Here is a 26,705-nt window from a genome sequence, read left to right as displayed (position 1 = left end):
TCAAGAAGCGGCCATCCATGGCCGCACTCTTCAGAAAAGCACCCCATGACTTCTCATCTCGAACATATCAAGGCAGCCAGCCGCCATTTGCGCGGCACGATCACCGAAGGCCTGGCCGATCCGGTCACCGGCGCGATCGGCGACGACGACACCAGGCTGCTGAAGTTCCACGGCAGCTACCAGCAGGACGACCGCGACCTGCGCGAGGAGCGCCGCCAACAGAAGCTGGAGCCGGCCTACGCCTTCATGCTGCGCGCGCGCCTGCCCGGCGGCGTGGTGACGCCGGCGCAGTGGCTGGTGTTCGACCGCATCGCCCGCGACTACGCCAGCGGTTCGCTGCGCATCACCACGCGGCAGACGTTCCAGTGGCACGGCATCATCAAGCGCAGGCTCAAGCCGACCATCGCGGCGATCCACGATGCGCTGGCGACCACGATCGCCGCCTGCGGCGACGTGGTGCGCAACGTGGTCAGCACGGCGAACCCGATCGAGTCGGCCGCGCATGCCGAGGCCTACGCCTGGGCCACGCGGCTGTCCACCGAACTGGCGCCGAAGACGCGCGCGTACCACGAGATCTGGCTGGACGGCGAGAAGCTGCATGGCGACGCTCCTCCCGTGGAAGAGCATGAACCGCTGTACGGCGCCACCTACCTGCCGCGCAAGTTCAAGATCGGCCTGGCGATCCCGCCGCTCAACGACATCGACGTGTTCGCGCAGGATCTGGGCCTGATCGCGATCATCGAGCAGGGTGAGCTACGCGGTTTCAACATCGCCGTCGGCGGCGGCATGGGCGCCACCCATGGCGACGCCAGCACCTATCCGCGGCTGGCCAGCGTGATCGGCTTCGCGGCGCCGGAGCAGCTGTTCGGCGTGGCCGAGGCGGTGATCGGCGTGCAGCGCGACTGGGGCGACCGCGCCGAACGCCAGCACGCGCGGCTGAAGTACACGCTCGATCGCCACGGCCTGGACGTGTTCAAGGCCGAGCTGGAATCGCGTCTGGGTCATGCGCTGGCGGCGCCGCGCGCGTACCGCTTCGAACACAACGGCGACCGCTACGGCTGGGTCGAGGGCCATGACGGCCGCTGGCATCTCACCTTGCATATCGAGTCCGGCCGGCTCGCCGACACGGGCGAGCGGCGCTGGCTCAGCGGCCTGCGCGAGTTGGCCCGGGTGCACGCCGGCGACTTCCGCCTGACCTGCAACCAGAACGTGATCGTGGCGAACGTCGCCGCGCACGATCGCGGGCGCATCGACGCGATCGTGCGCGAGTACGGCCTGGACGGCTATGCGAAACAGAGCGCGATCCGCCGCCACGCGATCGCCTGCGTCGCGCTGCCCACCTGCGGCCTGGCGATGGCCGAAAGCGAACGCTACCTGCCGTCACTGCTGCCGCGGCTCGAAGCGCTGCTCGAGCACCACGGCCTGAGCGACGCGCCGATCCTGCTGCGCCTGTCCGGCTGCCCGAACGGCTGCTCGCGGCCGTACCTGGGCGAGATCGCCCTGGTCGGGCGCGGTCCGGGTCGTTACGACCTGCGCCTGGGCGCGGACTTCAGCGGCCAGCGCTTGAACCAGGCGTATCGCGAGAACGTGGACGAGGCGGCGATTCTCGCCACGCTCGATCCGTTGCTCGCGCGCTACGCCGCCGAACGTGCGGATGGCGAGGGCTTCGGCGATTTCCTGCTGCGCGCCGGCATCCTCGCGCCGCTGCCGTCGCGGCGCATTCCCGCCGAGCTGGTTGCATGAGCGCTGCGCTGCTCGAACAGGCGCCGCACGAGCCGCAGGCGCTGGCGGAATTGAACGCCATGCTGGCCCGGCTCACCGCCGAACGCCGGGTGGCCTGGGCGCTGGAACACGTTGCCGGCGAGCACGTGCTGTCGTCCAGCTTCGGCGCGCAATCGGCGGTGTCGCTACACCTGGTGACGCGGCAGCGGCCGTCGTTGCCGGTGGTGCTGATCGACACCGGCTACCTGTTTCCCGAGACCTACCGCTTCGTCGACGAGCTGACCGAACGGCTCGCGCTGAACCTCAAGGTGTATCGCGCGCCGCTCAGCCCCGCCTGGATGGAAGCGCGCCATGGGCGGCTGTGGGAGCAGGGCGTGGCCGGGCTCGATCGCTACAACCGGTTGCGCAAGGTCGAGCCGATGCAGCGCGCGTTGGCCGAGCTGGGTGCCGTCGGCTGGTTCGCCGGCCTGCGCCGCGGGCAGTCGCGCAGCCGTGCGGCGATCGAGTTCGCCGGGCACCGCCACGGTCGCTGGAAGTTCCACCCGCTGGCCGACTGGAGCGATCGCGACGTCGGCCACTACCTCGCGCGCCATGGCCTGCCGTACCACCCGCTGTGGCAGCAAGGCTACGTCTCCATCGGCGACAGCCACACCAGCCAGCGCTGGGAGCCGGGCATGGACGCCGAGGACACCCGCTTCTTCGGGCTCAAACGCGAATGCGGACTGCACGGCATCGCGTAACCCGACGGCCATCGCGCCGCGATGGTTTTCTCCCCCGACCGGACTATCGACACCATGAGCCACACCGCACTTGCTCCGAACCACGATCTTGCCGCCGACGCCCTGATCGCTCCGCACGGCGGGGTGCTGAAGGAACTGTACCTGCCGCCCGCCGAAGCCGAGGCGCTCAAGCTGCGCAGCGCCCGGCTGCCCGGCGTGGACCTCGATACGCGCCAGCTGTGCGACCTGGAGTTGCTGCTGAGCGGCGCGTTCTCGCCGCTGGAAGGCTTCCTCGGCCGGCGCGACTACGACCGCGTGGTGGAAGAGCTGCGCCTCGCCGACGGCACGCTGTGGCCGATCCCGATCACGCTCGACGTCAGCGAGGAATTCGCGGCGCAGCTGTCCACCGGCAGCGAGGTCGCGCTGCGCGACAGCCAGGGCGCACCGCTGGCGGTGCTGGAAGTGCACGACGTCTACTGGCCCGACCGCCTGCACGAGGCGAAGCGCGTGTTCGGCAGCACCGACCGCCTGCACCCCGGCGTGGCCGAACTGCTCGATCGCACCAGGCCGGTGGCGCTGGGCGGCCGCGTGCGCGGCATCCAGCGGCCGGCGCACTACGACTTCGGCGAGCTGCGCGATACGCCGCGCAGCCTGCGCGAATGGTTCGCAGCGAACGGCTGGAGCCGCATCGTGGCGTTCCAGACGCGCAACCCGATGCATCGCGCGCACCGCGAGCTGACCCTGCGCGCGGCGCAGCAGGCCGGCGCCAGGCTGCTGATCCAGCCGTCGGTCGGGCGCACCAAGCCGGGCGACGTCGACCACTACACCCGCGTGCGCTGCATCCGCGCGCTGCTGCCGCAGTACCCGGCCGACAGCGTGAAGCTGTCGCTGCTGCCGCTGGCGATGCGCATGGGCGGCCCGCGCGAGGCGCTGTGGCACGCAATCATCCGCAAGAACTACGGCGCCAGCCATTTCATCGTGGGCCGCGACCATGCCGGCCCCGGCAAGGATTCGCACGGCCAGCCGTTCTACGGGCCGTTCGAGGCGCAGCAGTTGCTGGAAAGGCACCAGGACGAACTGGGCATCCGGATCGTGCCATTCCCGGCGATGGTCTACGCGGCGAACCGCGATGCCTATCTGCCGTCGACCGAGGTGACCGCGGAAGACGAGGTGCGCGACATCTCCGGTACCCAGCTGCGCCGGCACCTGCACGAAGGCAGCGAGATCCCGGCCTGGTACAGCTTCCCCGACGTGGTGAAGATCCTGCGCGAGCGTCACCCGGTGCATGCGCCGCGCGGCTTCGCACTGTTCTTCACCGGCCTGTCCGGCGCCGGCAAGTCGACCATCGCGCAGGCGGTGATCGCGCAATTGCTGGAACACACCAGCCGGCCGGTGACCGTGCTGGACGGCGACGAGGTGCGCAAGCACCTGTCGCGCGGACTCGGCTTCTCGCGCGAGGATCGCGCCGCCAACGTCACCCGCATCGGCTACGTGGCCAGCGAGATCGTGCGCCACGGCGGCATCGCGGTATGCGCGCCGATCGCGCCGTATGCCGACGCCCGCGCCGAGTCGCGCGCGCTGGTCGAGGCGCATGGCGACTTCATCGAAGTCCACGTCGCCACTTCGCTCGAAGTGTGCGAGGCGCGCGATCGCAAGGGCCTCTACGCGCAGGCGCGTGCGGGCAGGATCGCCCGGTTCACCGGCATCAGCGATCCGTATGAGGTGCCCGAGCAGCCGGAACTGCGCATCGACGGCGATGCCGCCGAGCCGGTCGTGCTGGCCCGGCAGGTGCTGGCGCTATTGCGCAATCGCGGCCTGATCGATGGCTGAGACGGCGGCGCGGCGGTCGGGCCGCGCGACGACCGGGCGTTCCCGCCAGTGCGGCACGGCCGACCACTCGGCCGGTGCCGTATCGGCGGCGAGCGTGCGCACCACGTCGCGGCGCCCCAGGTGCGGCGCGAACTGCGCGATGAACTCCAGCACGTATTCGCGCAGCACGCTTTCCCGGCGCAGCACGATCCAGGTCGTGCATTGCGGGAACAGGTGGTCGGCCGCCAGCGTCTGCAGGTCGGTATCGCCGTCCAGCATCGCCATCTCGGCCAGCACGCCGATGCCGAGGCCTGCTCGCACGTAGGTCTTGATCAGGTCGGCGTCGCCGGCCGTCATCGCGATCTGCGGGTGCAGGCCGGCCGCCTCGAACGCGCGGCGCAGCGACGAGTCGGCCTTCAGCGAGGAGTCGTAGCTGACCAGCGGCAGCGTGGCCAGTTCGTCGAGCGAGGGCGGCTGCCCCTTCGCGGCCAGCGGATGCCCTTGCGGCGTCACGATCACCCGCTGCCAGCGGTAGGCCGGCAGCGCGATGCCGATGGACGGCGGCGCACCGGCGCTGCTGATCACCGCCAGGTCGACGCGGCCGGCCTCCAGCTGCGCCAGCACTTCGCCGTCGCGGCCCGGCTGCAGGTGCACGCTGACCTGCGGGTAGCTCTGGCTCAGCGCGCCGATCGCGGCGGGCAGGGCGAAGCGCGCCTGGGTGTGGGTGGTGGCGATGCGCAGCTCGCCGCGCGCCTCGTTGCGCAGGTTGGCGGCGATCGAGCGGATGTTGGCCGCCTCGGCGAGGATCGTGCGGGCGCGTTCCAGCACGTGCCGGCCGGCGTGGGTCACCGCGTCGAGGCTCTTGCCCTTGCGCACGAACAGCTGGAAGCCCAGCTCGTCCTCAAGCTGCCGCAGCTGCTTGCTCAGGCCGGGCTGGGTGGCGTGGACGCGCTCGGCGGCCAGCGTGATGTTGAGGCCGGAGTCGGCGATGGCAATCAGGTAACGCAACTGGATCAGTGTCATGGCGATGGTCTCGTGGGCAGTCGGGATCGCGGGATCGGGGCGCGGACGGAACACGGATACATCGCATGGAATGAACCGGCATCGTGCATGGCGCATGGGTGCAGGCGGCCAGCCTGACGCTGCGGGCGGATTCCTGGTGGCCTGGATATGCATGCATGATCAGACGTCTATACGTCTATTTGGTCGAATGGTCAAGCGTGGCGTCGTCCGGCATGGGTTATGCCGATACGGCATATGCACGGCCACACAAGTCATTTGTCGCGCCGGCGACGGCTGCGTAGCGTGGTTCCGTCTCCCTCGTACGCGAAGCGTTGCGGCCCGAATGAAGCTCTATCCGTTGTTTGCCGACCTGTCCCGCCGCGCCGTGCTGGTGGTGGGTGGCGGCGCGGTGGCCGAGCGCAAGGTGGCGGCCCTGCTCGGCGCGCAGGCGCAGGTCACGGTGAACGCGCCCACGCTCACGCCACAGCTGCAGCGCTGGGCGGCGGCGGGGCGCATCGCGCATCGCCGCGATGCGTTCCATGAGGCCTGGCTGGAGCGGGTCTGGCTGGTGGTGGCGGCGACTTCCGATGCCGAACTGAACCGGCTGATCGCCACGTTTGCCGAACTGCGGCGGATCTTCGTCAACGTGGTCGACGATGCGGTCTTGTCGAGCTTCCACGTGCCGGCGGTGGTGGACCGCGCGCCGCTGACCATCGCGATCTCCAGCGGCGGCGAGGCGCCGATGCTGGCGCGGCTGCTGCGCGAGCGGCTGGAAACGCTGCTCGACCATTCGCTGGGCGCGCTGGCCATGCTGGCGGCGCGCCTGCGCCGCCGCATCCGCCTGCGCCACCCGGACCTCGCGGCGCGGCGGCGCTTCTACGAAAGCCTGTTCGCCGGCCCGGTGGCGGCCTTGCTGCGCCAGGGCCGGCCGGATGAGGCACGGCTGGCGGCGGAACGGGCGCTGGCTGCGGCGCCGGCTGCGCCGGCGGGCTCGGTGGTGCTGGTGGGCGCCGGTCCCGGCGATCCGGGCCTGCTGACCCTGCGTGCGCTGCGCGTGCTGAACGAGGCCGACGTGATCCTGCACGACCGGCTGGTCAGCGCCGGGGTGCTGGAGCTGGCCCGGCGCGACGCCGAGCGGATCGAGGTCGGCAAGCAGTCCGGCCACCACCACACCACCCAGGACGGCATCCATGCGCTGCTGCTGCAGCATGCGCGGGCAGGGCGGCGGGTGGTGCGGCTGAAAGGCGGCGACCCGTTCGTGTTCGGCCGCGGCGGCGAGGAGCTGGAATTCTTGCGCGCCCACGGCATTCCGTACGAAGTGGTGCCCGGCATCACCGCGGCGGTGGCCTGCGCGGCCTATGCCGGCGTGCCGCTGACCCATCGCGACCACGCGCAGTCGGTGCGTTTCGTCACCGCGCACTGCCGGGCCTCGTGCGACACCTTGGACTGGGCCGCGCTGGCGCAGGAGCGGCAGACCCTGGCGGTCTACATGGGCGTCGCCGAACTGGACGTGCTGCAGGCGCAACTGGTCGGGCACGGCCGGGCGCCATCGACGCCGTTCGCCCTGGTCGAGAACGGCTCGCGGGCGGAGCAGCGGGTCGTCACCGGCACCCTGGCCAACCTGGCCGAGCGGGCGCTGGCCCACGGTGTGCGCTCGCCGGCTCTGCTGATCGTGGGCGAGGTGGCGGCGCTGGCCGGTTCGCTGGCCTGGTTCGGCGCGCCGCCGCTGGGCGCCACGGTGCATGGCATCCGTGCGCCGCGCGGGGCAGGATCGGCCGGCGAAGGCGTGCTGGCGGCGGGCCAGCGCGCTTGACGGAAATCTTCACCTGGGCGGGTGCATGATCGCGCGACGATTTTCCCCCAGCCTGCCGGAGCACGACCCATGATCCACGACAGCATCCTCGGCACCATCGGCAACACCCCGATCATCCGGCTCCAGCGCTTCGCCCCGAAGCACGTCGAGATCTACGTGAAGGTGGAGGCGTTCAACCCCGCCGGCTCGGTGAAGGACCGGCTCGCCCTGGCGATCATCCTCGACGCCGAGCAGCGCGGCACCCTGAAACCCGGCCAGACCGTGATCGAGGCCACCTCGGGCAACACCGGCGTGGCGCTGGCGGCGATCTGCGCGGCGCGCGGCTACCCGTTCGTGGCGGTGATGTCGGATACGTTCTCGGTCGAGCGGCGCAAGCTTATCCGCGCCTACGGCGGCAGGGTGCTGCTCACGCCCGGCGCCGCGCGCGGCAGCGGCATGGTGGCGAAGGCGCAGGAACTGGCGCAGAAGCACGGCTGGTTCCTCGCCCGCCAGTTCGAAAATCCCGCCAATCCGGCGTACCACCGGCAGACCACCGCGCCGGAGATCCTGCGCGACTTCGCCGGCCGCCGGCTGGACTACTTCGTCACCGGCTGGGGCACCGGCGGGACACTCACCGGCGTTGGCGAGGTGCTCAAGGTGGCGCGCCCGGAAGTGCAGATCATCGCCAGCGAGCCGACCGGGGCGGCGCTGCTCTCCGGCAAGGAATGGCAGCCGCACAAGATCCAGGGCTGGACCCCTGATTTCGTGCCGGCCGTGCTCAACCGCCAGGTGGTTGACCGCATCGTGCCGATCGACGACGTGCTGGCCCGCGACACCTCGCGCGAGCTGGCGCAACAGGAAGGCATCTTCACCGGCATCTCCTCTGGCGCCACTTTGGCCGCCGCCGTGCAGGTGGCGGCCGATGCGCCACCGGGCTCGGTACTGCTGGCGATGCTGCCGGACACCGGCGAACGCTACCTGTCGACCTTCCTGTTCGAGGGCGTCAACGAGGGGTCGGATGAGGTGGAGTGAGGCTTGTGCGCCGGACTCGGTGCTTGAATCAAGGCGTGTGAAGCGGCAGCGACTTGGATGAATGGCAGTGGGCTCGCCAGTGCAACGAAGGACCATCCATCTTGGTCTCGGTCTGCTGAAGTCAACGACTTGCCCCCTTTGATGCAGTCCAATTCCGCAGCCTGACCTCGCAGTGGTTGGTTGCGCCCGGAGACAGCCGCGGCATCGTTTCATTTGCGGGCATCGGAGGCAAGTCGCGTGATGGGACGCCTCAACCCATCGCGCGCCCCCGCTTCGCCAACGAAGCACGCGAATCCCATTCCGCAATCAGCTTCTGGCCCACCCGCGCCAGCGCATTGATCGCCGGCAGCAGTTCGCGGCCCAGTTTGGTGAGCGCGTATTCGGCGGAGGGCGGGGAAGTGTCGAGCAGGCGGCGGCTTACCAGGCCGCGCGATTCCAGTTCGCGCAGGCGTGCGCTGAGTACGCGGGCGGAGATGCGCGGGATATCGTGGCGCAGTTCGCCGAAGCGGCGGGGTTCGCCGCTCAGGTACCAGATCACGTTGGGCGCCCAGGCGCCTCGCAGCAGTGCCAGGCTTTCGGTGAGCGGGCAGGCGGGCGGTGGCGCGACCTTGCTCTTGCGTACGGGGAGGCCCATGCGAGGTGGCTCGGTAACCGGGGAGTTACCGCATTCTAGGACTAACCGACGGTTAGATGGTATCCAATGGTAACCATGACGTCGTAGCATGCGGGGCTCGGATGCATGCCGCTTGCCCGGCGCGCCATCCGTGTTCCCCACCCACATGGAGTCATCGCATGAAGCTCTATTACTCCCCCGGCGCCTGTTCGCTTTCCCCGCACATCGTGGCGCTGGAAGCCGGCATCGCGCTGCCGCTGGAAAAGGTCGACGGCAAGGCCAAGCGCACCGAAGGCGGCGCGGATTTCTGGCAGGTCAACCCGAAGGGCTACGTGCCGGCGCTGGCGCTGGACAACGGCGAACTGCTGACCGAAGGCCCGGCGATCGTGCAGTACCTGGCCGACCTCAAGCCCGAAAGCGGCCTGGCCCCCGCCAACGGCACGCTTGCACGCTATCGCCTGCAGGAGATGCTGGGCTACATCAACTCGGAGATCCACAAGAGCTACAGCCCGCTGTTCAAGCCCGACACGCCCGAGGCCACCCGCGCCGAGCGCAAGGCATACCTGCTCAAGCGCTACCAGCTGATCGAAGACGTGCTGGCGAAGCAGCCGTGGCTGCTTGGCGACCATTTCACCGCGGCCGACGCCTACCTGTTCACCGTCACCAACTGGGCCAAGCACGTCGACCTGGACCTGTCCGGCTTCCCGGCGTTGCTGGCCTTCCAGAAGCGCGTGGCCGAGCGGCCGGCAGTGCAGAAGGCGATGCAGGCAGAAGGGCTGATCAAGGCGGCCGCCTGATCGGTCATTGCGCAAACGCAAACGGCCGGCATCGCGAGGTGCCGGCCGTTCGCGTCTGGTGAGGTGGGACAGGTTGCTCGGGTGAGCTTTTTGCGAACAGGGCCGGGTTCACGGCCAGCACAAGCCTTCTGTTACGCAGTGAATGAACCTGAGCAGATGACCTGCGACACCTCGCGCCGGCTGGCACAGCAGAAAAGCATCTTCACCGGTATCGCGGCTTGCGTCCGCGAACGGAAATCATCGGTGGCTGTGAGAGGTCCAGCACACCAGCTCGCACGTTATCGAGGTGTTGCTCGATTTCGTCATCGGTGGCTATGCCATGGCTCAGCAGATCGTTTCGAATCATCGCTATCGTGGCAATTTCCAATGGCGCGCATTCCGGCAAAGTGATCGGGAAATAAGCCTCGGCTGCCATGTCTTCCATACCCGCGCTGCGGAACATTCGCGGCAGTTTTCGGCCGAAGGACAAGTCCGCTCCCCGGTTCGACAACAGCGCCCTGAATCCCACCCTGATCCTGTTGGCCAGCTCTTGCTCGGGGCCGTAGGCGTCGATGCAGCTCAACGGCTGGAGCGCAGGATCGGCATCCTCGATCACCAGCCAACCGCCGGGCTTCAGTGCGGAAATCATGTTACGGAATGCGCGTTCCCGCTCGGGAACGTGGACCAGAACCAGCCGGGCATGCACCAGATCAAATAATTCACCGGGCGGAGCGTCGTGGGCCACGTCATGGTTGCGTACTTCCACGTTTTGAGACGCCGCTTCCCTCGTCCAGGAGGCGTCGATGTCAGTTGCCAGTACGTGCCCGGCATGTCCAACACGCTCCGCGATCATTCGGACGAGTGCAGGTCCTCCGGCGCCCACTTCCCAGCAGCGCCATCCGTCAGCCATGCCGCAAGCATCAAACTGTCGAAGCGTGACCGGGTCGAACAGGGCGGACAGCGAGGCGAAGCGCTGAGCCGCCTCTGCCTTCCGGTTTTCCAGAAGGTAGTCAGTGTCGGACATGAATTCCTCGACGCTTGCGGGTTGATTTCTGGCTGCGAGCGATTGGTTTCATATTTGATTGTCGCGTGACGACCAACGCTGGAGCAGCACAAAACGGGGTCAGGTTCACTTACTGCTGCCGGGACCTCGAAAAATCCTGGAACGTCCGTCATTCCAGCTTTCGCTGGGATGGCGAGACTGAAGTGTGGTTATTCGAGGCGACCCACGAGGTGGCTGGGCGTCCGACAGACAATCGCGCTCAGATGTCCTTCGCTAGCCCCTCGGCCAAGCCGATGTAGCCGCCCGGCGTCAGCTCCAGCAACCGCTGCTTCGCCTCGGCCGGCAGGTCGAGCCCACCGATGAACTCGCGCATGGAGTCACGGGTGATGCCGTGCCCGCGGGTTAAGGCCTTGAGCTGCTCGTACGGCTCGGGCAGGCCGTAGCGGCGCATCACGGTCTGCACGGCTTCGGCCAGTACTTCCCAGCTGGCGTCGAGGTCGGCGGCGATGCGTTCGGCGTTGACGTTGAGTTTGCCCAGGCCTTTCTTCAGCGATTCCAACGCGACCAGGGTGTGGCCGAACGCGGTGCCCAGTGCGCGCAGCACGGTGGAGTCGGTGAGGTCGCGCTGCCAGCGGCTGATCGGCAGCTTCTCGGCGAAGTGGCCGAGCAGGGCATTGGCGAGGCCAAAATTGCCTTCGGCGTTTTCGAAGTCGATCGGGTTGACCTTGTGCGGCATGGTCGATGAGCCCACTTCGCCGGCCTTCAGCGTCTGCTTGAAATAGCCCAGCGAGATGTAGCCCCAGATGTCGCGGGCCAGGTCGATCAGGATGATGTTGGCGCGGCGCACGGCGTCGCAGTATTCGGCCACGCCGTCGTGCGGCTCGATCTGGGTGGTGTACGCGTTGAAGTCGAGGCCGAGGCTTTCCACGAAGCGCTGCGAGAACGCCCGCCAGTCGATTTCCGGATAGGCGATGGCGTGGGCGTTGTAGTTGCCCACCGCACCGTTGATCTTGCCGGAGATTTCCACTGCGGCAAGCTGCCGGCGCTGGCGTTCCAGCCGCGCCACCACGTTGGCGATTTCCTTGCCCAGCGTGCTGGGCGAGGCGGTCTGGCCGTGGGTGCGCGAGAGCAGCGGCAGCGCGGCGTTGGCGTGCGCGATCTCGCGCAGCTTGGCGATCACCGCGTCCAGCTGCGGCAGCAGCACCTGGCTGCGCGCGTCGCGCAGCATCAGTGCGTAGGACAGGTTGTTGATGTCCTCGCTGGTGCAGCCGAAATGCACGAACTCGCGGGCCCGGGCCAGTGCGGGGTCGGCGCCGATGCGCTCCTTGATGAAGTATTCCACCGCCTTGACGTCGTGGTTGGTGGTGGCCTCGATGGCCTTGATGCGCGCGCCTTCCTCGATGGCGAAGCTGTCGGCGATGGTGTGCAACTGCTTGACCTGGGTTTCCGTGAACGGCGGGAGTTCCCGGATGCCTGGCTCGGCGGCCAGAGCCAGCAGCCATTCGATCTCCACCTGCACGCGGCGATGCATCAGGCCGAACTCGCTGAAGATCGGGCGCAGCGCTTCGACCTTGCTGGCGTAGCGGCCGTCCAGCGGCGACAGGGCGGTGAGGGCGTGGGAGGACATCGGCAGGTTCCGGCGAAGAAACCGCCATTTTACATTGACAGCAGGCCAATGCTCGGCGGCTTATAGTGACGAGGCATGGCTGTCTATCCGTTCGGGCTGAGCGTAGCGCCGAAGGCGCGAAGTCGAAGCCGCTCCGATACCCTTCGACTTCGCCGCTGCGCGGCTACGCTCAGGGCGAACGGGCCTAGAAGGGCGTAGTGCTGTCTTCAGCATCCCATGGTCTTTTCCCGAAGGATTCCCCCCAATGAGCAACTTCCGCATCGAACACGACAGCATGGGCGAGTTGAAAGTCCCCGCCGACGCGCTGTACGGCGCGCAGACCCAGCGCGCGATCGACAACTTCCCGATCTCCGGCCTGCACCTGCCGCGCCCGTTCATCCGCGCACTGGGGCTGATCAAGGCCGCCGCGGCCGAGGTCAATCTGGCGATGGGGCACCTGAAGAAGAACCAGGCCGCGGCGATCCGCAAGGCGGCGCTGGCGGTGGCGAACGGCCAATACGACGCGCAGTTCCCGATCGACATCTTCCAGACCGGCTCGGGCACCAGCACCAACATGAATGCGAATGAGGTGATCGCGCACCTGGCGGTGCAGGGCGGCGCGAAGGTGCATCCGAACGACCACGTCAATTACGGGCAGAGCTCGAACGACGTGATCCCCACCGCGATCCACGTCAGCGCCGCGCTGACCGCCAGCGAGCAGCTGCTGCCGGCGCTGAAGCACCTGAAGAAGGCCATCGACAAGCGCGCGCGTGAATTGAAGAGCACGCCGAAAACCGGCCGCACCCACCTGATGGACGCGATGCCGATCACGTTCGGGCAGGAGCTGTCCGGCTGGTCGGCGCAAGTGGCCTCTGCCATCGAACGCATCGAGGACGCGCTGAAGCGCATGCGCCGGCTGCCGCAGGGCGGCACCGCGGTGGGCACCGGCATCAATGCCGATCCGAAGTTTGGCCCGGCCATCGCGCAGCAGTTGAAGAAACTGACCGGGGTGAAGTTCGAGTCGGCGCAAAACTATTTCGAGGGCATGGCCGCGCAGGATGCTGCGGTGGAACTGTCCGGCCAGTTGAAGACGCTGGCGGTGGCGCTGATGAAGATCGCCAATGACCTGCGCTGGATGAATTCCGGTCCCCTGGCCGGCTTGGGCGAGATCGAACTGCCGGCGCTGCAGCCGGGTTCGTCGATCATGCCGGGCAAGGTCAACCCGGTGATTCCCGAGGCCGTGGCGATGGTCGCCGCGCAGGTGATCGGCAACGACGCCTCGATCACCATCGCCGGCCAGTCCGGCAACTTCCAGCTCAATGTGATGCTGCCGCTGATCGCGCACAACCTGCTGCAGTCGATCGGCATCCTGGCCAACGTCAGCGTGCTGCTGGCCGACAAGTCCATCGCCGGCTTCAAGGTCAACAAGGCACGGGTGAACCAGGCGCTGGCGATGAACCCGATCCTGGTCACTGCGCTGAACCCGGTAATCGGCTACGAGAAGGGTGCGGCTACCGCCAAGCTGGCGTACAAGCAGCATCGGCCGATCATGGAAGTGGCGCTGGAAACCACCGGGTTGTCGAAGGATGAACTGAAGAAGCTGCTCGATCCGATGGCGCTGACCCGCGGCGGCATCCACGGTTGACCTTGAAAGACGTCCTGCAGGAGCCCGCTCGCGGGCGATGCTCAAAGCAACGGCATCGCCCGCGAGCGGGCTCCTGCATCCTGCATCGGGTCAGTCGGAGAATACGGCGAAGCCTTTCTTGCCGTCCTTGTCCTTCATGTCCCTGCCGCAATCATCAATGTCCTCCTGGGTCATCGTGGCGTAGGGCTTGAATGCGGGCAGGGCGGCGGCCAGTTTCTGCTGGGAGGTGAGCAGGCCGGGCATGCGCTTGCAGAGTTGCATGGCGGCGGCCTGGATCTGGTCGGTCTGCGGCTTGATGCTCGCCTCGATCTCCTTGTCGCTCTTGCCGGTGAACGCGCCCCAGATCGCCTGCTTCGCTGCGGCGACGCCGATGTCCGCGCCGCTTGCACCGATGTCCATGCCGGCCTCGGCGATGCCGATGATCTGCTGGCGGTAATCCACCAGCATGGCGTGCTGTTCCGGCGTAGCCGATACCGGCTTGCCGGCGATCACCAGCTCGCCTTGCGGGGTGATCACCGCCTTGGGCCGGGAGCCGTCGTGGTGGCGCGGGCCGTTGCCGATGTGGACGCCACCCACGTCGATGTCCTGGGTGACCAGTTCCTTCTTGGCCTGCTCGATGCCCTTGCGGACCTCGGAGGCGATCATCGAGGGAGAGGTCTGCTGGCGAACTTCCTTTGCAGCCTGGGCCATGTCGCTGGCGGCGCCCGAAGGGGTGGTGTCCTGCCCGGATTGGCTGCAGGCGGCCAGCGGCAGCAGCAGGAGCAAGGCGAGTGCGCTGAAAGTGACGGGTTTCATGAATGTTCTCCTTTCTCGAATTCGACCGGAAGTCAGCTGTCGTCGCGCCAGCGGCGGAACCAGACTGCGCCGGCGAGCAGGCCCAGGCCGACTACCACGCCGACCCACAGGTTGGCGGATGCCAATAGCTGGTAGGTGTTGGCCAGATCCATGAAGTCCATGCCCGGGTTGCCGGCGACGCTGTGTGCGATGTTGCCGTTGTGACCGAACATGCTGCCGGTGCCGGGGAATACGCTGAGCAGGCCGCGCTGCACGACGTTCTTCCAGAACCAGGTGGTCGGCAGGTCGAACAGTCCCATGATGCCGAACCAGCTCACCAGCAGGCCGGTGGCCACCGGCAATGCCACGGCCCACAGGAAGGGCTTGTTGCGTGCCCAGGCCGAGCAGAGCAGCAGCCAGCCCACCGAAGGCAGCGCCCACAGCACATACAGCGGGATGTAGCCGACCAGGTTGAACATGACCCGGAACGGATGGGCCAGCACCAGCAGCTGCCATACGTTCACGCCGTGGAAGGACAGCGTGACCGCCAGGATCAGCAACTGCAGCATGCCGACGATGATGCCCGTGATCACGGCGACGATCGGCGCAAGCACGGTGGCGCTGACGACCTTGGACAGCACGGTGCTGGTATCGGAGATCGGCAACGATTTCCAGAACAGGATGCTGCGGTCGCGGCGATCGTCGTACAGCGCACCGAGGCAGTAGAAAAACACCACAAAGCCCAGAACGACGATCAGCAGGCCCATCGCCGAGTACATCGCCACGTCCAGGGCGAGTCCGACCTGGCTCAGGTCGCCGGCGTCCATGTCGGCGATGACGCGTTGCAGGCCGCCGCTGGCGCCGAAGTTGATGCCGTGGCGCGCGCCGACCACCTCGGCGGTGATGATGCCCATGATGTTCAGCAACAGGAACACGCCGCCGGTGATGATCGGCGCCCAGAAGAAGCCGCCCCGGTGTTCCCAGAATTCGCGCTTCACAAGCCAGTAGAAGGTTTTCATGCGTAGGTTCCCTTCATGGTGGCGACGAACAGGTCGCTGATGGAGGGCCGGCGAGTTTCGCCCAGCTGCTCCAGCGTCGCGCGGTTCGCGCCGTCGAACAGAAAAATGCTCTTGCCGAAGACCTGGCGCTCGTCCAGCGGTTTCAGCTGGCGCGCGGCGTCGGCCTTGTCGGCCCCGACCATCACCTCGATGAAGCGATCGCCAACCGCGTCCATGTCGGCATCCAGCACGATCCTGCCGTCGCGGATGAACATCAGGTCGGTGAGGATGTGCTCGACTTCCTCCACTTGATGCGTGGTGACGATGATCGTCTTGTTCTCGTCGAAGTAGTCTTCCAGCAGGTGCTGGTAGAACTGCTTGCGGTAGAGGATGTCCAGGCCCAGGGTGGGTTCGTCCAGGATCAGCAGCTTGGCGTCGATCGCCATCACCAGCGCCAGGTGCAGCTGCACGATCATGCCCTTGGACATCTGCCGCACGCGCTGGTCGGGCTGCAGCTTGGTGCGGGCCAGGAACGCCTCGCACTTGGCGCGGTCGAAGCGCGGGTGCACGTTGGCGACGAAATCCACTGCCTGGCGTACCTTGATCCAGCGCGGCAGCACGGCCACGTCGGCGATGAAGCACACCTCGCCCATCAGCTTGTCGCGCTGCTTGCGCGGGTCGAAGCCCAGCACGTTCAGCTCGCCGGTGAAGTCGGTGAGGCCCAGGATCGCCTTCAGCGCGGTGGTCTTGCCGGCGCCGTTGGGGCCGATCAGGCCGACGATGCGGCCGGGTTCGATCCGGAAACTGGCGTTGTCCAGTGCCAGCGCCGACTTGTATCGCTTGGTCAGGCCACTGGCCGTGATCACCGCGCTCATGATTTCTCCTCCTTGTCGGTGCCGGTTTCGCGCAACAGCGTCTTCAGATCCAGCCCCAGCCGCTGCAGCCGGGCAAACAATACCGGCCACTCTTCGCGCAGGAACCGCTCGCGTTCGGATTTCAGCAGCGCCTCGCGAGCGCCTTCGATGACGAACATGCCCAGACCCCTCCGTTTTTCCACCAGTTGTTCGTCGACCAGTTCCTGGTACGCCTTCGACACGGTCAGCGGATTGATTTGATAGTCCGCGGCCACCTGGCGTACCGACGGCAGCGGGTCGCCCTCGTTCAAGGCGCCGTCCAGGATCATCGCCACCACGCGTTGCTGCAGCTGGCGATAGATCGGGACGCTGTCGTTCCAGGTAATGGTCATATTTATTCCTTGCTGATGCGGCCGAACTTGTTGCCAAACGAATAGTAGGGCATGACCAGCTGCGACCCGAGCAGGCTGAATTGCTCCGCATCGCTGGTTCCGTCCAGGTGTCCGATGGCCGGGATCGTGGCGACGCCCGCGACGCCGATGTCGTTCAGCAGGGCGGCGGTGCGCATTTCGGCTGCGCTGGGGCGAACCTGGACCGGGGCCAGGTCGATGACGGGGATGGTGCTGCTCTTGCGGGCCGGGGCCGGCTGGCTGTCGACGTTGTAGTTGACGGCGCTCAGGCTGGCGAAGGTGAACAGGACGGCGGCGACGCTGGCGATCAGGTTCTGCGCTTTCATGACGGGCCTCCTTAGTGACCTCGTTGAGTGGTGTTGTAGTTAACTATAACACTGAACTTTGAGCCGTCAATAGGCGAAATGCGATTTCGCAACATGACTGATGGCCTATATGGTCAGGCGACGGCCCGACGGCCCGGTAGCTGCCGCTGCATGCCACATCCGCGGCGGCCGCCGCGGATGTGGCATGCAGCGTGGGCCGGCGTCATCCCGCGGCCTTTGGCGAACATGGTTCAATGCGCGGATATCAGTCACGCGGAGGCAGGCATGGATCTCGAATTGCTCGACCGGGTCGTGGTGGTCACCGGCGCCAGCAAGGGCATCGGCCTGGCCTGTGCGATCGCGTTTGCACGCGAGGGGGCGAAGGTGGTCGGTGTTTCGCGCGATCCGGCGAACCTGCGCGCCGCGCAGCAGCAGCTCGAATCGCTCGGCCTGGCGATGACGGCGCAACCGGCCGACCTGAAGGACAGCGTGGCGGCACAACTGGTCATGGAGCGCATCGAACGCGACCATGGTCCGGTCGACGTGCTGGTCAACTGCGCCGGAGCCGCGCGCCGCGCGCCGCCGGATGAGCTGGATGCCGCCGCGATGCAGGCGGCGATGCAGGCGAAGTACTTCAGCTACATGCACGCGATCGACCCGGTGATCCGCCGCATGGGTGCGCGTGGCAGTGGCAGCATCGTCAACGTGATCGGGCAGGGCGGCCGCCAGGCCAATCCGCAGCACATCGGCGGCGGCGCGGCGAACGCCGCCCTGATGCTGGCCACGGTGGGCTATGCGAATGCCTATGCCGGCAAGGGCGTGCGGGTGAATGCGATCAACCCCGGCATCACCCGCACCGGTCGGGTCGACGAGGGCCTGGATGCGGCGGTCCGTGCCAGCGGACGGCCACGCGAGGAGCTGCTGACCGCGCAGCTCGCCGATATTCCGCTGGGCCGCATGGCCGAGCCCGCGGAGATCGCCGACGTGGCGGTGTTCCTGGCCTCGGCGCGCGCCAGCTACGTCACCGGCGCGATCATCCCGATGGACGGCGGCAAGACTTCGACGATCTAGGCCGAGCGGCCCTTCGACTTCGCCGCTGCGCGGCTACGCTCAGGGTGAACGGTGGAGGGTGGCGGCAACGGTGACCCGTTCGCCCTGAGCGTAGCGCAGCGCACGCGGGGAGCGGCCATGGATGGCTGCGGCTTTGAGGAGCGAGGAAGTCGAAGGGCCCGCTCGCGGCTTGCATCGACACAAAAGCCGGCTTCGCAGCCGGCCTCTGTGGTCTCCAATATTGCGCGTTCAATCCTTCGCCGCGTACACCTGCTTGCCGCCGACCCAGGTCTGCAGCACCTTCGTCTCCCAGATCTTGCTCGCGGGGTCCTTGAAGATATCGTGGTCGATCAGGATGAAGTCGGCCCACTTGCCCGGCTCCAATGTGCCCAGGGTCTTTTCCGCATGCTCCGCGTAAGCCGCATCGAGGGTGAACGCGCGTAGCGCCTCGGCCGGCGTCATGTCCTGGTCCGGGTACCAGCCGCCCGGCGGCTGGCCGGCGTGATCCTCGCGGGTGATCGCCGAGTACAGTCCGTAGAACGGGTTCGGCGATTCCACCGGGAAATCCGAGCCGCCGGCGACGATCGTGCCCTGCTTGAGGAAGCGCTGCCAGGCGTAGGCACCCTTGATCCGCTCGTGGCCGATGCGGTCTTCCGCCATGTTCATGTCGGAGGTGGCGTGGGTCGGTTGCATCGAGGCGATCAGCTTGAGCGGCACGAAGCGCGGGATGTCCACGAGCGAGACGATCTGCGCGTGCTCGACCCGGTTGCGCAAAGCGATGCCGTCGGGGTGGGCCTTGTAGGCTGCCGCGTAGCTGTCCAGCACTTCGCGGTTGGCGTGGTCGCCGATCGCGTGGATGGCGACCTGGTAGCCCTTGCCCAGCGCCTTGCCGATGTCCGCGGTCAGTTCTGCAGGCTTCAGGAACAGCAGGCCACGGTTGTGCGGATCGTCGGAGTAGGGCGCGAGCATCGCCGCGCCGCGGCTGCCCAGTGCGCCGTCGGCGAACAGCTTGACTGCGCGCACCGTGAGAAAGTCGTTGCCGTAGCCGATCAGCGGGCCGTCCTTGCTGATCGTGTCGAAGTCGTCGCCGGTGCCCAGGATCATCGCGTAGATGCGCGCAGTCAGCTTGTGCTGGTCGGCGTACTGCCGGTACAGCTCGTAGTTGGCCAGGTCGATGCCGGCGTCGCCGACGCCGGTGAGGCCGACGCTGGCCATCTCGGCCAGCGCGGTATCCAGCGCGGCGACCTTCTGCTGCGGGGTCGGCGGCGGCACCTTCGCGTTGATCAGCGCGGTGGCGCCGTCGACGAAGACGCCGGCGGGATTGCCGCCGGCATCGCGTTCGATGCGTCCACCGCTGGGATCCTTGCTGGCTTTGTCGACCCCGGCCAGCTTGATGGCGGCGCTGTTGGCCCAACCGGCGTGGCCGTCGACGCGGCTCAGCCAGACCGGGCGGTCGGCGACCGCGGTGTCGAGTTCCTTCGCGGTAGGAAAGCGGCCGAGCTTCCAGATCTCCTGGTTCCAGCCGCTGCCGAGGATCCACTTCGCCTCGGGGTGCGCCGCCGCGTAGGCTTTCACTTTCGCCAGCGCCTCGTCCAGCGACTTCGTGCCGACAAGGTCGACGTTGTTGCGTGCGTAGCCGAGCTCCAGCACGTGGCCGTGGGCGTCGATCAGGCCGGGCAGCAGGGTCTTGCCGTGGCCGTCGATCACCTTGGCGTCGCCGGCGCGGCTGGCCAGTTCGGCATGGTTGCCGGTGGCGACCACCTTGCCCTGGTCGACCAGCAGCGCCTGGAAATGCTGCAGCTTGCCGTGGCTGTCCAGTGTGTAGCCGTTGACGTTGTCGACCAGCAGGTCGGCGGCCTGCACGGCCGGCGCCAGCGCCAGCAGGGCGAGCAGGGACAGGCGTAGCGAGTGTTTCATGCGCGGATTCCCGTGACGGATGAATCCGCAGTGTGTCGGTCCGTGCGCGGTTTTTCCAGCAGGGCGGTCGCGGCTCGCCCGCCGCGTGACGCAAACGCCCTCTTCAGCAGGAAGAGGGCGTTCGCCCGGGGGCAGGGTGGATCAGGCCGCCTTGGCGACCAGCGTCCCGATCGCGCTGCGCGCGGACTTCAGCGCCGCAGCCTTCTGCTCGTCGCCGATCGCGATGCCTTCGGCGCGCACGAACTCGACGTCGTCGATGCCGATGAAGGCAAATGCCGCACGCAGGTAGGGTTCCTGGAAGTCCATCGCGGCGGCAGGCGTGTCCTTGCCGTAGAAGCCGCCGCGGCTGGAGGCAATGATCACCCGCTTGCCGCCGGCCAGGCCCTCGGGGCCGTTCGCCGTGTAGCGGAAGGTCTTGCCGGCAACCAGGATGCGGTCGAGCCACGCCTTGAGCTGGCTGGAGATCGCGAAGTTGTACATCGGCGCGCCGATCACCACCATGTCGGCGGCAAGGAACTCTTCCAGCATTTCGGTGCCCAGCACGGCGGCGGGGTCGCTGGCGTCGGCCACCGGGGTCCAGTGCGGCAGCGGCTGTGCGGCCAGATCGTGATAGCGGATGGTGAGGCCGGGTGTGGCGCGCTTCAGCTCGGCTACGATATCGGCGGTCAGCTGGCGCGACACCGAATAACCACCCAGCGCGCTGGAATCGATATGCAAGAGTTTCATGGAAAGCTTCCTGGTCAGGCCAACAATTGGCGATGGAATCAGGATATATTTGAAACAATGCCTCGATAAGATGGCAGTTATCGAACTTATCGTTCTTTGATGGAAACGATCATGACCGTATTGGGCGGTGCCCTGCAGGACCTCAACGATCTGTACTTCTTTGCCGCCGTGGTCGAGCACGGCGGTTTTTCCGCGGCCGGCCGCGCGCTGGGCGTGCCGAAGTCGCGCCTGAGCAAGCGCGTGGCCCAGCTGGAGGAACGGCTGGGCGTGCGCCTGCTGCAGCGGACCACGAGGCGCTTCGTGGTGACTGAGGTCGGCGAGCGCTTCTACACGCATTGCCGCGCCGTGCTGGAAGAGGCACAGGCAGCGCAGGACGCGGTGGACGAATTGCGCGCCGAGCCGCGCGGCATGGTGCGCCTGAGCTGCCCGGTGTCGCTGGCGCAGACGGTGCTGGCGTACGTGCTGCCGGATTTCCTCGCGCTGTACCCGAAGATGCAGGTGCGCGTGCTGTCCAGCGACCGCCGGGTCGACGTGATCGGCGAGGGCTACGATCTGGCGGTCCGCGTGCGCAGCAAGCTGGACACGGATGCGAACCTGGTGATCCGCACATTCGGCCAGTCGCGTACCAAGCTGGTGGCCAGCCCCGCCTTGCTGAAAGCCCAGGGCCGTCCGGCCACGCCGGATGAACTGGGCAAACTGCCGGCACTGTCGATGCGCGAGCACGAAGGTGCGCAAGTGTGGGAACTGATCGGTGCGAACGGCGAGCAGGTCAACGTCGAGGTGCAGGCGCGCCTGATCACCGGCGACTTCGCGGTGCTGCTGGAGGCGGCCCGCCGCGGCATGGGCGTGGCGTTGCTGCCGGAGTTCGTCTGCGCGCCGGCGATCACCCGCGGCGAACTCGAGGTGGTGCTGCCGGAGTGGAGCGTGCCCGAGGGCACCATGCATTTCGTCTACCCCAGCCGGCGCGGCATGCTGCCCGGCGTACGCGCGCTGGTCGACTTCCTGGCCGAGCGGCTGCCGGCCACCACCTTGCTGAAGCATGAGCAGTGCAAGCAGCGCCCGCTGGATGAACTTCCCTCGACGTGATGCACACGGTGGCCCCGATGCAGTACGCTGCCGGGTTTACGGACATTTATACGGCCAAATGATGATCGCTACCAAACTCCCCAAAGTCGGCACCACCATCTTCAGCGTGATGAGCCAGCTCGCGCTGGAGCACAAGGCGGTCAACCTGGGTCAGGGTTTCCCCGACTTCGAGCCGCCGCAGGGGCTGCGCGATGCGCTGAGCCGCGCCATGAACGAAGGCCGCAACCAGTACGCGCCGATGCACGGCATCGCCGCCCTGCGCGAGCAGATCGTGCTGAAGACCGAGCGGCTGTACGGCCGCAGGCTCAATGTCGATACCGACATCACGCTCACCTCCGGCGCCACCGAGGCGATCTTCGCGGCGATCGCCGCGACGGTGCGCGCGGGCGAGGAGGTGATCGTGTTCGATCCTGCCTACGACTGCTACGAGCCGGCGATCGAGCTGCAGGGCGCGCGCGCGGTGCACATCCCGCTGACCGTGCCGGCGTTCGCGATCGACTGGCAGCGCGTGCGCGACGCGGTGACGCCGAAGACGCGCATGATCATGATCAACAGCCCGCACAATCCGTCCGGCGCGGTGCTGTCGTCGGCCGATCTGGAGGAGCTGGCGGCGATCGTGCGCGATACCGGCATCGTGGTGTTGTCCGACGAGGTGTACGAACACATCGTCTACGACGGCGCGCAGCACGAGAGCGTGCTGCGCCATCCGGAGCTGGCCGGGCGCAGCATCGTGATCTCCTCGTTCGGCAAGACCTATCACTGCACCGGCTGGAAGGTGGGTTATGCGGTGGCGCCGGCCGCGCTGAGCGCCGAGTTCCGCAAGGTGCACCAGTACCTCACGTTCTGCACCTTTCATCCCGCGCAGGTGGCGTTCGCCGAGTTCATGGCCGGCACGCCGCAGCACTATCTGGAGTTGCCGGCGTTCTACCAAGCCAAGCGCGACCGCTTCCGCGCGCTGCTGGCGCCGTCGCGCTTCAGGCTGCTCGACGTGCCGGGCGGTTACTTCCAACTGGTCGATTATTCGGCCATCCGCGACGAGGACGACCTGGCCTTCAGCAAGTGGCTGGTCGAACACGCCGGCGTGGCGGCGATTCCGTTGTCGCCGTTTTATGAGCGCGCGCCGGACACGCGCCTGCTGCGGCTGTGTTTCGCCAAGAGCGACGCCACGATGGAAGTGGCGGCGGAGCGGCTATGCCGGCTCTGATCATGCAACCCCTGAGGGTCTCGCTGGTGCAGGGCGCCACCCGCTGGCACGACGCGCCGGCCAATCGCGACTACTACGGCGCGCTGGTGCGCCAGGCCATCGGCAGCGATCTGATCGTGTTGCCGGAGACCTTCCTGTCCGGCTTCAGCAACGACATCCAGGCCAGCGCCGACAGCATGGACGGCGAGGGCGTGGCCTGGCTGCGCGCGCTGGCGGTCGAGGTGGGCGCGGTGATCTGCGGCAGCCTGGCGATCCGCGAAAACGGCGTCGTCTACAACCGCCTGCTGTGGGTGCGGCCGGACGGCAGCTTCGAGCAGTACGACAAGCGCCACCTGTTCCGCATGGCCGGCGAGCACACCCGCTACGGCAGCGGCAGCCAGCGCCTGGTCGTGGAACTGAAGGGTTGGCGCATCCTGCCGCAGGTCTGCTACGACCTGCGCTTTCCGGTGTGGCTGCGCAACCGCCGGTTGGCTTCGGCCAGTGGCGGCATGGATTACGACCTGGCGTTGTTCGTGGCGAACTGGCCGGCGCCGCGCCGGCAACCCTGGCGCACGCTGCTGCGCGCGCGGGCGATCGAGAACCTCGGCTACGTGGTCGGGGTGAACCGGGTCGGCGTGGACGGCAACGAGATCCCCTACGCCGGCGACAGCGCGGTGATCGATCCGGTCGGCGAACCGCTGGTGGAACTGGGCGCGCAGGAGCAGGTGGTGACCGTCGTGCTCGATCCGGCACCGCTGCTGGCGCATCGCGAACGTTTCCCGGCGTGGATGGACGCCGACGCGTTCTCGCTCGATCCGGGTTGATCCACCCTTCAGCGTGGACAAAAAAGCCGCTCATGGGCGGCTTTTTTGTCGGGAACTCACGTCGGCTCAGAGTATGGCCAGCACCGCTTCCGGCGGACGGCCGAGTGCGGCCTTGCCGTTGGCCACGACGATCGGACGTTCGATCAGCTTCGGGTGCGCCACCATCGCGGCGATCAGGGCAGCGTCGTCGAGTGCGGGGTTGTCCAGGCCGAGCGCCTGGTACTCCATCTCGCCGGTGCGCAGCAGTTGGCGCGCGGTCATCCCCAGTTGCTTCAGCAACTGGGCCAGTTCGGCCGCGCTCGGCGGCGTGTCGAGGTAGTTGACCACCTCGACTTCGCCGCCGTGTTCCTCCAGCAGCGCCAGCGTGGCGCGCGACTTGGAGCAACGGTTGTTGTGGTAGATGCGCACCATCGTTCAATCACTCTCCATGGTCGGGCCGGGGCTCAGCGATTGCCCGACCGGTTGCCGCCACGACCCGGCGGACGACCACCGGCCGGACCGCCATGACGAGCGCCGCCTTGCGGGCGGTTGCCGCCCTGGCCCTGCGGTCGGCCGCCGGGTCGATTGCCGCCTTGGCCCTGGCCCTGCGGCCGCGCCGGGTTGCCATGCGCGCGATTGCCCTGGGCCTGGCCTTGCGGGCGAGCGCCACGATTGCCCGGTGCACGGTTGCCGCCCAGGCCGGGGCCACGCGACTCGCCGCCGAAGCCGCTGTACGGACTGCCGGCAGCACGGCCTTCACCGCCGCTGCGTGCGCCGAACGACTTGCCACCCGCCGGACGGCGATTGCCGGCCGCGCCGCCGGCGTTCCCGCGCGGTGCGCCGGGACGACTGCTGCCGTCACGGCTTTCGCCGGCGAACCAGGTGCGCACCGACGGTAGTTCCTGGCCCGGCGCCACGCGCCGACCCTTGCCGCCGTGCCGGCCGGCCGCTGCGCCACGTTCGGGGCGGACCAGGTTGCCGTTGACTTCCTTGCCGTCGCGGCGCGGCGGCTTGCGGCCGCGGGTGGGTTCTTCGCGGATGCGGTCGTAGGCGCGCAGTTCGCGCGCCTCGTCCTGGCCGCCGGTCCAGGCGGTGCTGCTGCCGCGTTCGGGGCGGTATTCGGTGACGCTGCGATTGGCACGGCGCTGGTGCAGCACCGGGCTCAGCGTCAGCACCGGCTGCGGCACGCCGAGGCCGGTGGTCTGGCGCAGCTGCTTGACGCTTTCCGCGTCGAGCGCTTCGCACTCGCCGCGGCGCAGGTTGCGCGGTAGCTCGATCTTGCCGTAGCGGATGCGCTTGAGGCGGCTGACCAGGAAACCCTGGGAATCCCACAGGCGGCGCACTTCGCGGTTGCGGCCTTCGCGGATCACCACGCGGAACCAGCTGTGGCTGCCGCCGCGGCTGATCACGGCGATCTCGTCGAAGCGGGCGGGGCCGTCTTCCAGCTCCACGCCGGCCTTCAGCCGCTCGATGATCTCGTCCGGCACTTCGCCGTGCACGCGGCACAGGTATTCGCGCTCCAGGCCGCTCTTCGGGTGCATCAGGCCGTTGGCCAGTTCGCCGTCGGTGGTCAGCAGCAGCAGGCCGGTGGTGTTGATGTCGAGCCGGCCCACGGCGACCCAGCGCGCGCCCTTCAGGCGCGGCAGCTGTTCGAACACGGTGGGGCGGCCGTCGGGATCGTCGCGGGTGGTCAGCACGCCTTCGGGCTTGTGGTAGATCAGCACCTCGGTGTCGTCGCGGCTGTCGGTGGCAACGACGAACTGCTTGCCGTCGATGACCACGCGGTCGCCAGCCTTGACACTCATGCCGATCTCGGCAGGTGCGCTATTGAGTTCGACTTCGCCGGACTGGATGCGCTGTTCGAGCATGCGGCGCGAGCCGAGGCCGGCGTTGGCCAGCACCTTGTGCAGGCGTTCTTCCAGCGCCGGGGCGTCGGTGTCGATGCGCGGTTCGCGCTTCAGGGATAAAACGGATTTTTGCGGCGCAGTCATGCGCGGTACTCCTCGGGATCTTGCTCGGCGGTGTCGGGTTCGACGTCCGCGGCGGGGTTCGCTGCCTCGTCGGCAGTGGTTGTCAGGGTCTCGGCGGGCAGGCTCATGTCGGAGCCTGCTTCGTCGGATTCGGAAGTGGCCGGCGCGTCGGCGGCGGTCGCGATGGCGCTGTCGTCGGCATCGGCGGCGTCCGCGGATGCTTGATACTCGGTGTCGTTCATGTTGCTGCCGCCGGCTTGTTCATCGGCGGGAGCCTCCTCGTCCGGATCGATCGGCAGGTCGCGCACGATGCGGGCGGGCAGGGGATCCGGCTCGAAGCGCAATTGCGGGTCCTCCATGTCGCGGATTTCCGACAGCGGCGGCAACTGGTCCAGCGATTTCAGGTTGAAGTAGTCGAGGAAGGCGCGGGTGGTGCCGAACAGCGCCGGCTTGCCGGGCACGTCGCGGTAGCCGACGACGCGGATCCACTCGCGCTCCTCCATCGTCTTGATGATGTTGGACGACACCACCACGCCACGGATCTGCTCGATCTCGGGACGGGTGATCGGCTGGCGGTAGGCGATCAACGCCAGCGTTTCCAGCAGCGCGCGCGAATAGCGGCTGGGCCGCTCGGTCCACATCCGCGAGATCCACGGGTGCACGTCCTGGCGCACCTGGTAGCGGAAGCCGGAAGCCACCTCCTTCAGCTCGATGCCGCGGCCGCTGCAGTCCTCCGCCAGCGCCTCGAGCGCCTTGGCGATCTGCTCGCGGTTGACGTCGTCGGCCTCGTTGAACAGCTCGCCCAGCTGCTGCGCGGTCATCGGCTGGGTGGAGGCCAGCAGGGCGGCCTCGATGATGGGTTTGAGTTGCTCGATCTGCATAACCTTGGGTTCGGATGCCGGTTTGATCG

General features: G+C 67.6%; 24 protein-coding genes and 1 pseudogene. 11 read left to right on the top strand and 14 right to left on the bottom strand.

All coding sequences use genetic code 11. From position 1 onward, the window contains the following. Positions 1-42 precede the first annotated feature (42 nt). The 3 genes and pseudogenes from cysI to KK131_RS01240 all read left to right on the top strand — a co-directional run. Positions 43-1,743: pseudogene (gene cysI / locus KK131_RS01250) on the top strand (assimilatory sulfite reductase (NADPH) hemoprotein subunit); the annotation flags it as partial. After that, on the top strand, positions 1,740-2,462 hold the full coding sequence (locus KK131_RS01245) for a phosphoadenylyl-sulfate reductase (RefSeq protein WP_214554708.1): 723 nt from the start codon (positions 1,740-1,742) through the stop codon (positions 2,460-2,462). The pseudogene cysI and the gene KK131_RS01245, both read left to right, overlap by 4 nt. Before the next feature lie 54 nt (positions 2,463-2,516). Continuing rightward, positions 2,517-4,271, top strand: a complete 1,755-nt coding sequence (locus KK131_RS01240) for a bifunctional sulfate adenylyltransferase/adenylylsulfate kinase (RefSeq protein WP_214554706.1) — start codon at positions 2,517-2,519, stop codon at positions 4,269-4,271. Here KK131_RS01240 and KK131_RS01235 read toward each other — a convergent pair. Further along, on the bottom strand, positions 4,239-5,273 hold the full coding sequence (locus KK131_RS01235) for a LysR substrate-binding domain-containing protein (protein ID WP_214554704.1): 1,035 nt from the start codon (positions 5,271-5,273) through the stop codon (positions 4,239-4,241). The two genes, KK131_RS01240 and KK131_RS01235, sit on opposite strands and share 33 nt — an antisense overlap. Before the next feature lie 322 nt (positions 5,274-5,595). Between KK131_RS01235 and cysG the strand changes: the two genes are divergently transcribed. Both cysG and cysK read left to right on the top strand, forming a co-directional pair. After that, the gene (gene cysG / locus KK131_RS01230; RefSeq protein ID WP_214554702.1) at positions 5,596-7,065 is read left to right on the top strand and encodes a siroheme synthase CysG; all 1,470 of its coding nucleotides are present in this window, start codon (positions 5,596-5,598) and stop codon (positions 7,063-7,065) included. Positions 7,066-7,134: 69 nt separating this feature from the next. After that, complete coding sequence (gene cysK, locus KK131_RS01225; RefSeq protein ID WP_214554700.1) at positions 7,135-8,076, top strand: cysteine synthase A; 942 nt, start codon at positions 7,135-7,137, stop codon at positions 8,074-8,076. A gap of 250 nt (positions 8,077-8,326) precedes the next feature. On the opposite strand, the gene KK131_RS01220 is transcribed toward cysK, so the two are convergent. Then, positions 8,327-8,710 carry a helix-turn-helix domain-containing protein gene (locus KK131_RS01220; RefSeq protein ID WP_214554698.1) on the bottom strand — a complete coding sequence of 128 codons (384 nt, stop codon included), beginning with the start codon at positions 8,708-8,710 and terminating at the stop codon, positions 8,327-8,329. A 158-nt stretch (positions 8,711-8,868) separates the two neighbouring features. Here KK131_RS01220 and gstA point away from each other — a divergent pair, with 158 nt between their 5' ends. Next, positions 8,869-9,486, top strand: a complete 618-nt coding sequence (gene gstA / locus KK131_RS01215; protein WP_214554695.1) for a glutathione transferase GstA — start codon at positions 8,869-8,871, stop codon at positions 9,484-9,486. Between the two features lie 202 nt (positions 9,487-9,688). Here the strand turns inward: gstA and KK131_RS01210 are convergent, their stop codons facing one another. Then, on the bottom strand, positions 9,689-10,489 hold the full coding sequence (locus KK131_RS01210) for a methyltransferase domain-containing protein (RefSeq protein ID WP_214554693.1): 801 nt from the start codon (positions 10,487-10,489) through the stop codon (positions 9,689-9,691). 238 nt (positions 10,490-10,727) lie between these two features. Continuing rightward, positions 10,728-12,095, bottom strand: coding sequence for an adenylosuccinate lyase (gene purB, locus KK131_RS01205; RefSeq protein ID WP_214554691.1), 1,368 nt, complete (start codon positions 12,093-12,095; stop codon positions 10,728-10,730). 244 nt (positions 12,096-12,339) lie between these two features. Between purB and KK131_RS01200 the strand changes: the two genes are divergently transcribed. Then, complete coding sequence (locus KK131_RS01200) at positions 12,340-13,719, top strand: class II fumarate hydratase (RefSeq protein ID WP_214554689.1); 1,380 nt, start codon at positions 12,340-12,342, stop codon at positions 13,717-13,719. A gap of 90 nt (positions 13,720-13,809) precedes the next feature. Here the strand turns inward: KK131_RS01200 and KK131_RS01195 are convergent, their stop codons facing one another. Genes KK131_RS01195 through KK131_RS01175 form a run of 5 tightly spaced genes read right to left on the bottom strand, consistent with a single transcriptional unit; the run spans position 13,810 to position 17,081 of the window. Beyond that, on the bottom strand, positions 13,810-14,514 hold the full coding sequence (locus KK131_RS01195) for a YggN family protein (RefSeq protein WP_214554687.1): 705 nt from the start codon (positions 14,512-14,514) through the stop codon (positions 13,810-13,812). Between the two features lie 32 nt (positions 14,515-14,546). After that, positions 14,547-15,512, bottom strand: coding sequence for an ABC-2 transporter permease (locus KK131_RS01190; RefSeq protein WP_214554686.1), 966 nt, complete (start codon positions 15,510-15,512; stop codon positions 14,547-14,549). Beyond that, complete coding sequence (locus KK131_RS01185) at positions 15,509-16,366, bottom strand: ABC transporter ATP-binding protein (RefSeq protein ID WP_214554684.1); 858 nt, start codon at positions 16,364-16,366, stop codon at positions 15,509-15,511. The genes KK131_RS01190 and KK131_RS01185 overlap by 4 nt, the downstream gene beginning before the upstream one ends. Continuing rightward, on the bottom strand, positions 16,363-16,737 hold the full coding sequence (locus KK131_RS01180; protein WP_214554682.1) for a GntR family transcriptional regulator: 375 nt from the start codon (positions 16,735-16,737) through the stop codon (positions 16,363-16,365). The genes KK131_RS01185 and KK131_RS01180 overlap by 4 nt, the downstream gene beginning before the upstream one ends. A gap of 2 nt (positions 16,738-16,739) precedes the next feature. After that, positions 16,740-17,081 carry a hypothetical protein gene (locus KK131_RS01175; protein ID WP_214554680.1) on the bottom strand — a complete coding sequence of 114 codons (342 nt, stop codon included), beginning with the start codon at positions 17,079-17,081 and terminating at the stop codon, positions 16,740-16,742. Between the two features lie 264 nt (positions 17,082-17,345). Here KK131_RS01175 and KK131_RS01170 point away from each other — a divergent pair, with 264 nt between their 5' ends. Beyond that, positions 17,346-18,131: an SDR family oxidoreductase gene (locus tag KK131_RS01170; protein ID WP_214554678.1), complete on the top strand. Its 786-nt coding sequence runs from the start codon at positions 17,346-17,348 to the stop codon at positions 18,129-18,131. Positions 18,132-18,359: 228 nt separating this feature from the next. Here KK131_RS01170 and KK131_RS01165 read toward each other — a convergent pair whose 3' ends face one another. Continuing rightward, positions 18,360-20,027 (bottom strand): amidohydrolase, encoded by a 1,668-nt coding sequence (locus KK131_RS01165; protein WP_214554676.1) that lies wholly within the window; start codon positions 20,025-20,027, stop codon positions 18,360-18,362. Positions 20,028-20,168: 141 nt separating this feature from the next. Beyond that, complete coding sequence (locus KK131_RS01160) at positions 20,169-20,753, bottom strand: FMN-dependent NADH-azoreductase (RefSeq protein ID WP_214554674.1); 585 nt, start codon at positions 20,751-20,753, stop codon at positions 20,169-20,171. Between the two features lie 111 nt (positions 20,754-20,864). On the opposite strand from KK131_RS01160, the gene KK131_RS01155 reads away from it, so the two are divergent. The 3 genes from KK131_RS01155 (at position 20,865) to KK131_RS01145 (ending at position 23,846) form a co-directional block, all read left to right on the top strand. Further along, the gene (locus KK131_RS01155) at positions 20,865-21,839 is read left to right on the top strand and encodes a LysR substrate-binding domain-containing protein (RefSeq protein WP_214554672.1); all 975 of its coding nucleotides are present in this window, start codon (positions 20,865-20,867) and stop codon (positions 21,837-21,839) included. Positions 21,840-21,900: 61 nt separating this feature from the next. Further along, positions 21,901-23,043, top strand: a complete 1,143-nt coding sequence (locus KK131_RS01150) for a pyridoxal phosphate-dependent aminotransferase (protein ID WP_284731457.1) — start codon at positions 21,901-21,903, stop codon at positions 23,041-23,043. Positions 23,044-23,045: 2 nt separating this feature from the next. After that, the gene (locus KK131_RS01145; RefSeq protein WP_214554668.1) at positions 23,046-23,846 is read left to right on the top strand and encodes an amidohydrolase; all 801 of its coding nucleotides are present in this window, start codon (positions 23,046-23,048) and stop codon (positions 23,844-23,846) included. 66 nt (positions 23,847-23,912) lie between these two features. Here the strand turns inward: KK131_RS01145 and arsC are convergent, their stop codons facing one another. From arsC to scpB, 3 genes are read right to left on the bottom strand one after another with little or no spacing between them, the layout of a single operon-like run. Beyond that, positions 23,913-24,257, bottom strand: coding sequence for an arsenate reductase (glutaredoxin) (gene arsC / locus KK131_RS01140; RefSeq protein WP_214554667.1), 345 nt, complete (start codon positions 24,255-24,257; stop codon positions 23,913-23,915). Between the two features lie 32 nt (positions 24,258-24,289). After that, entirely contained in the window at positions 24,290-25,816 is a 1,527-nt protein-coding gene (locus KK131_RS01135) for a pseudouridine synthase (protein WP_214554665.1), read from the bottom strand. Further along, positions 25,813-26,676 carry an SMC-Scp complex subunit ScpB gene (scpB, locus tag KK131_RS01130; RefSeq protein ID WP_214554662.1) on the bottom strand — a complete coding sequence of 288 codons (864 nt, stop codon included), beginning with the start codon at positions 26,674-26,676 and terminating at the stop codon, positions 25,813-25,815. The genes KK131_RS01135 and scpB overlap by 4 nt, the downstream gene beginning before the upstream one ends. Between the last annotated feature and the right edge of the window lie 29 nt (positions 26,677-26,705).

The organism is Rhodanobacter sp. LX-99 (assembly GCF_018599185.1).
GTDB lineage: Bacteria > Pseudomonadota > Gammaproteobacteria > Xanthomonadales > Rhodanobacteraceae > Rhodanobacter.
The sequence above is the reverse complement of the archived record's forward strand: the minus strand, read 5'-3'. Positions and strand labels throughout refer to the sequence as shown.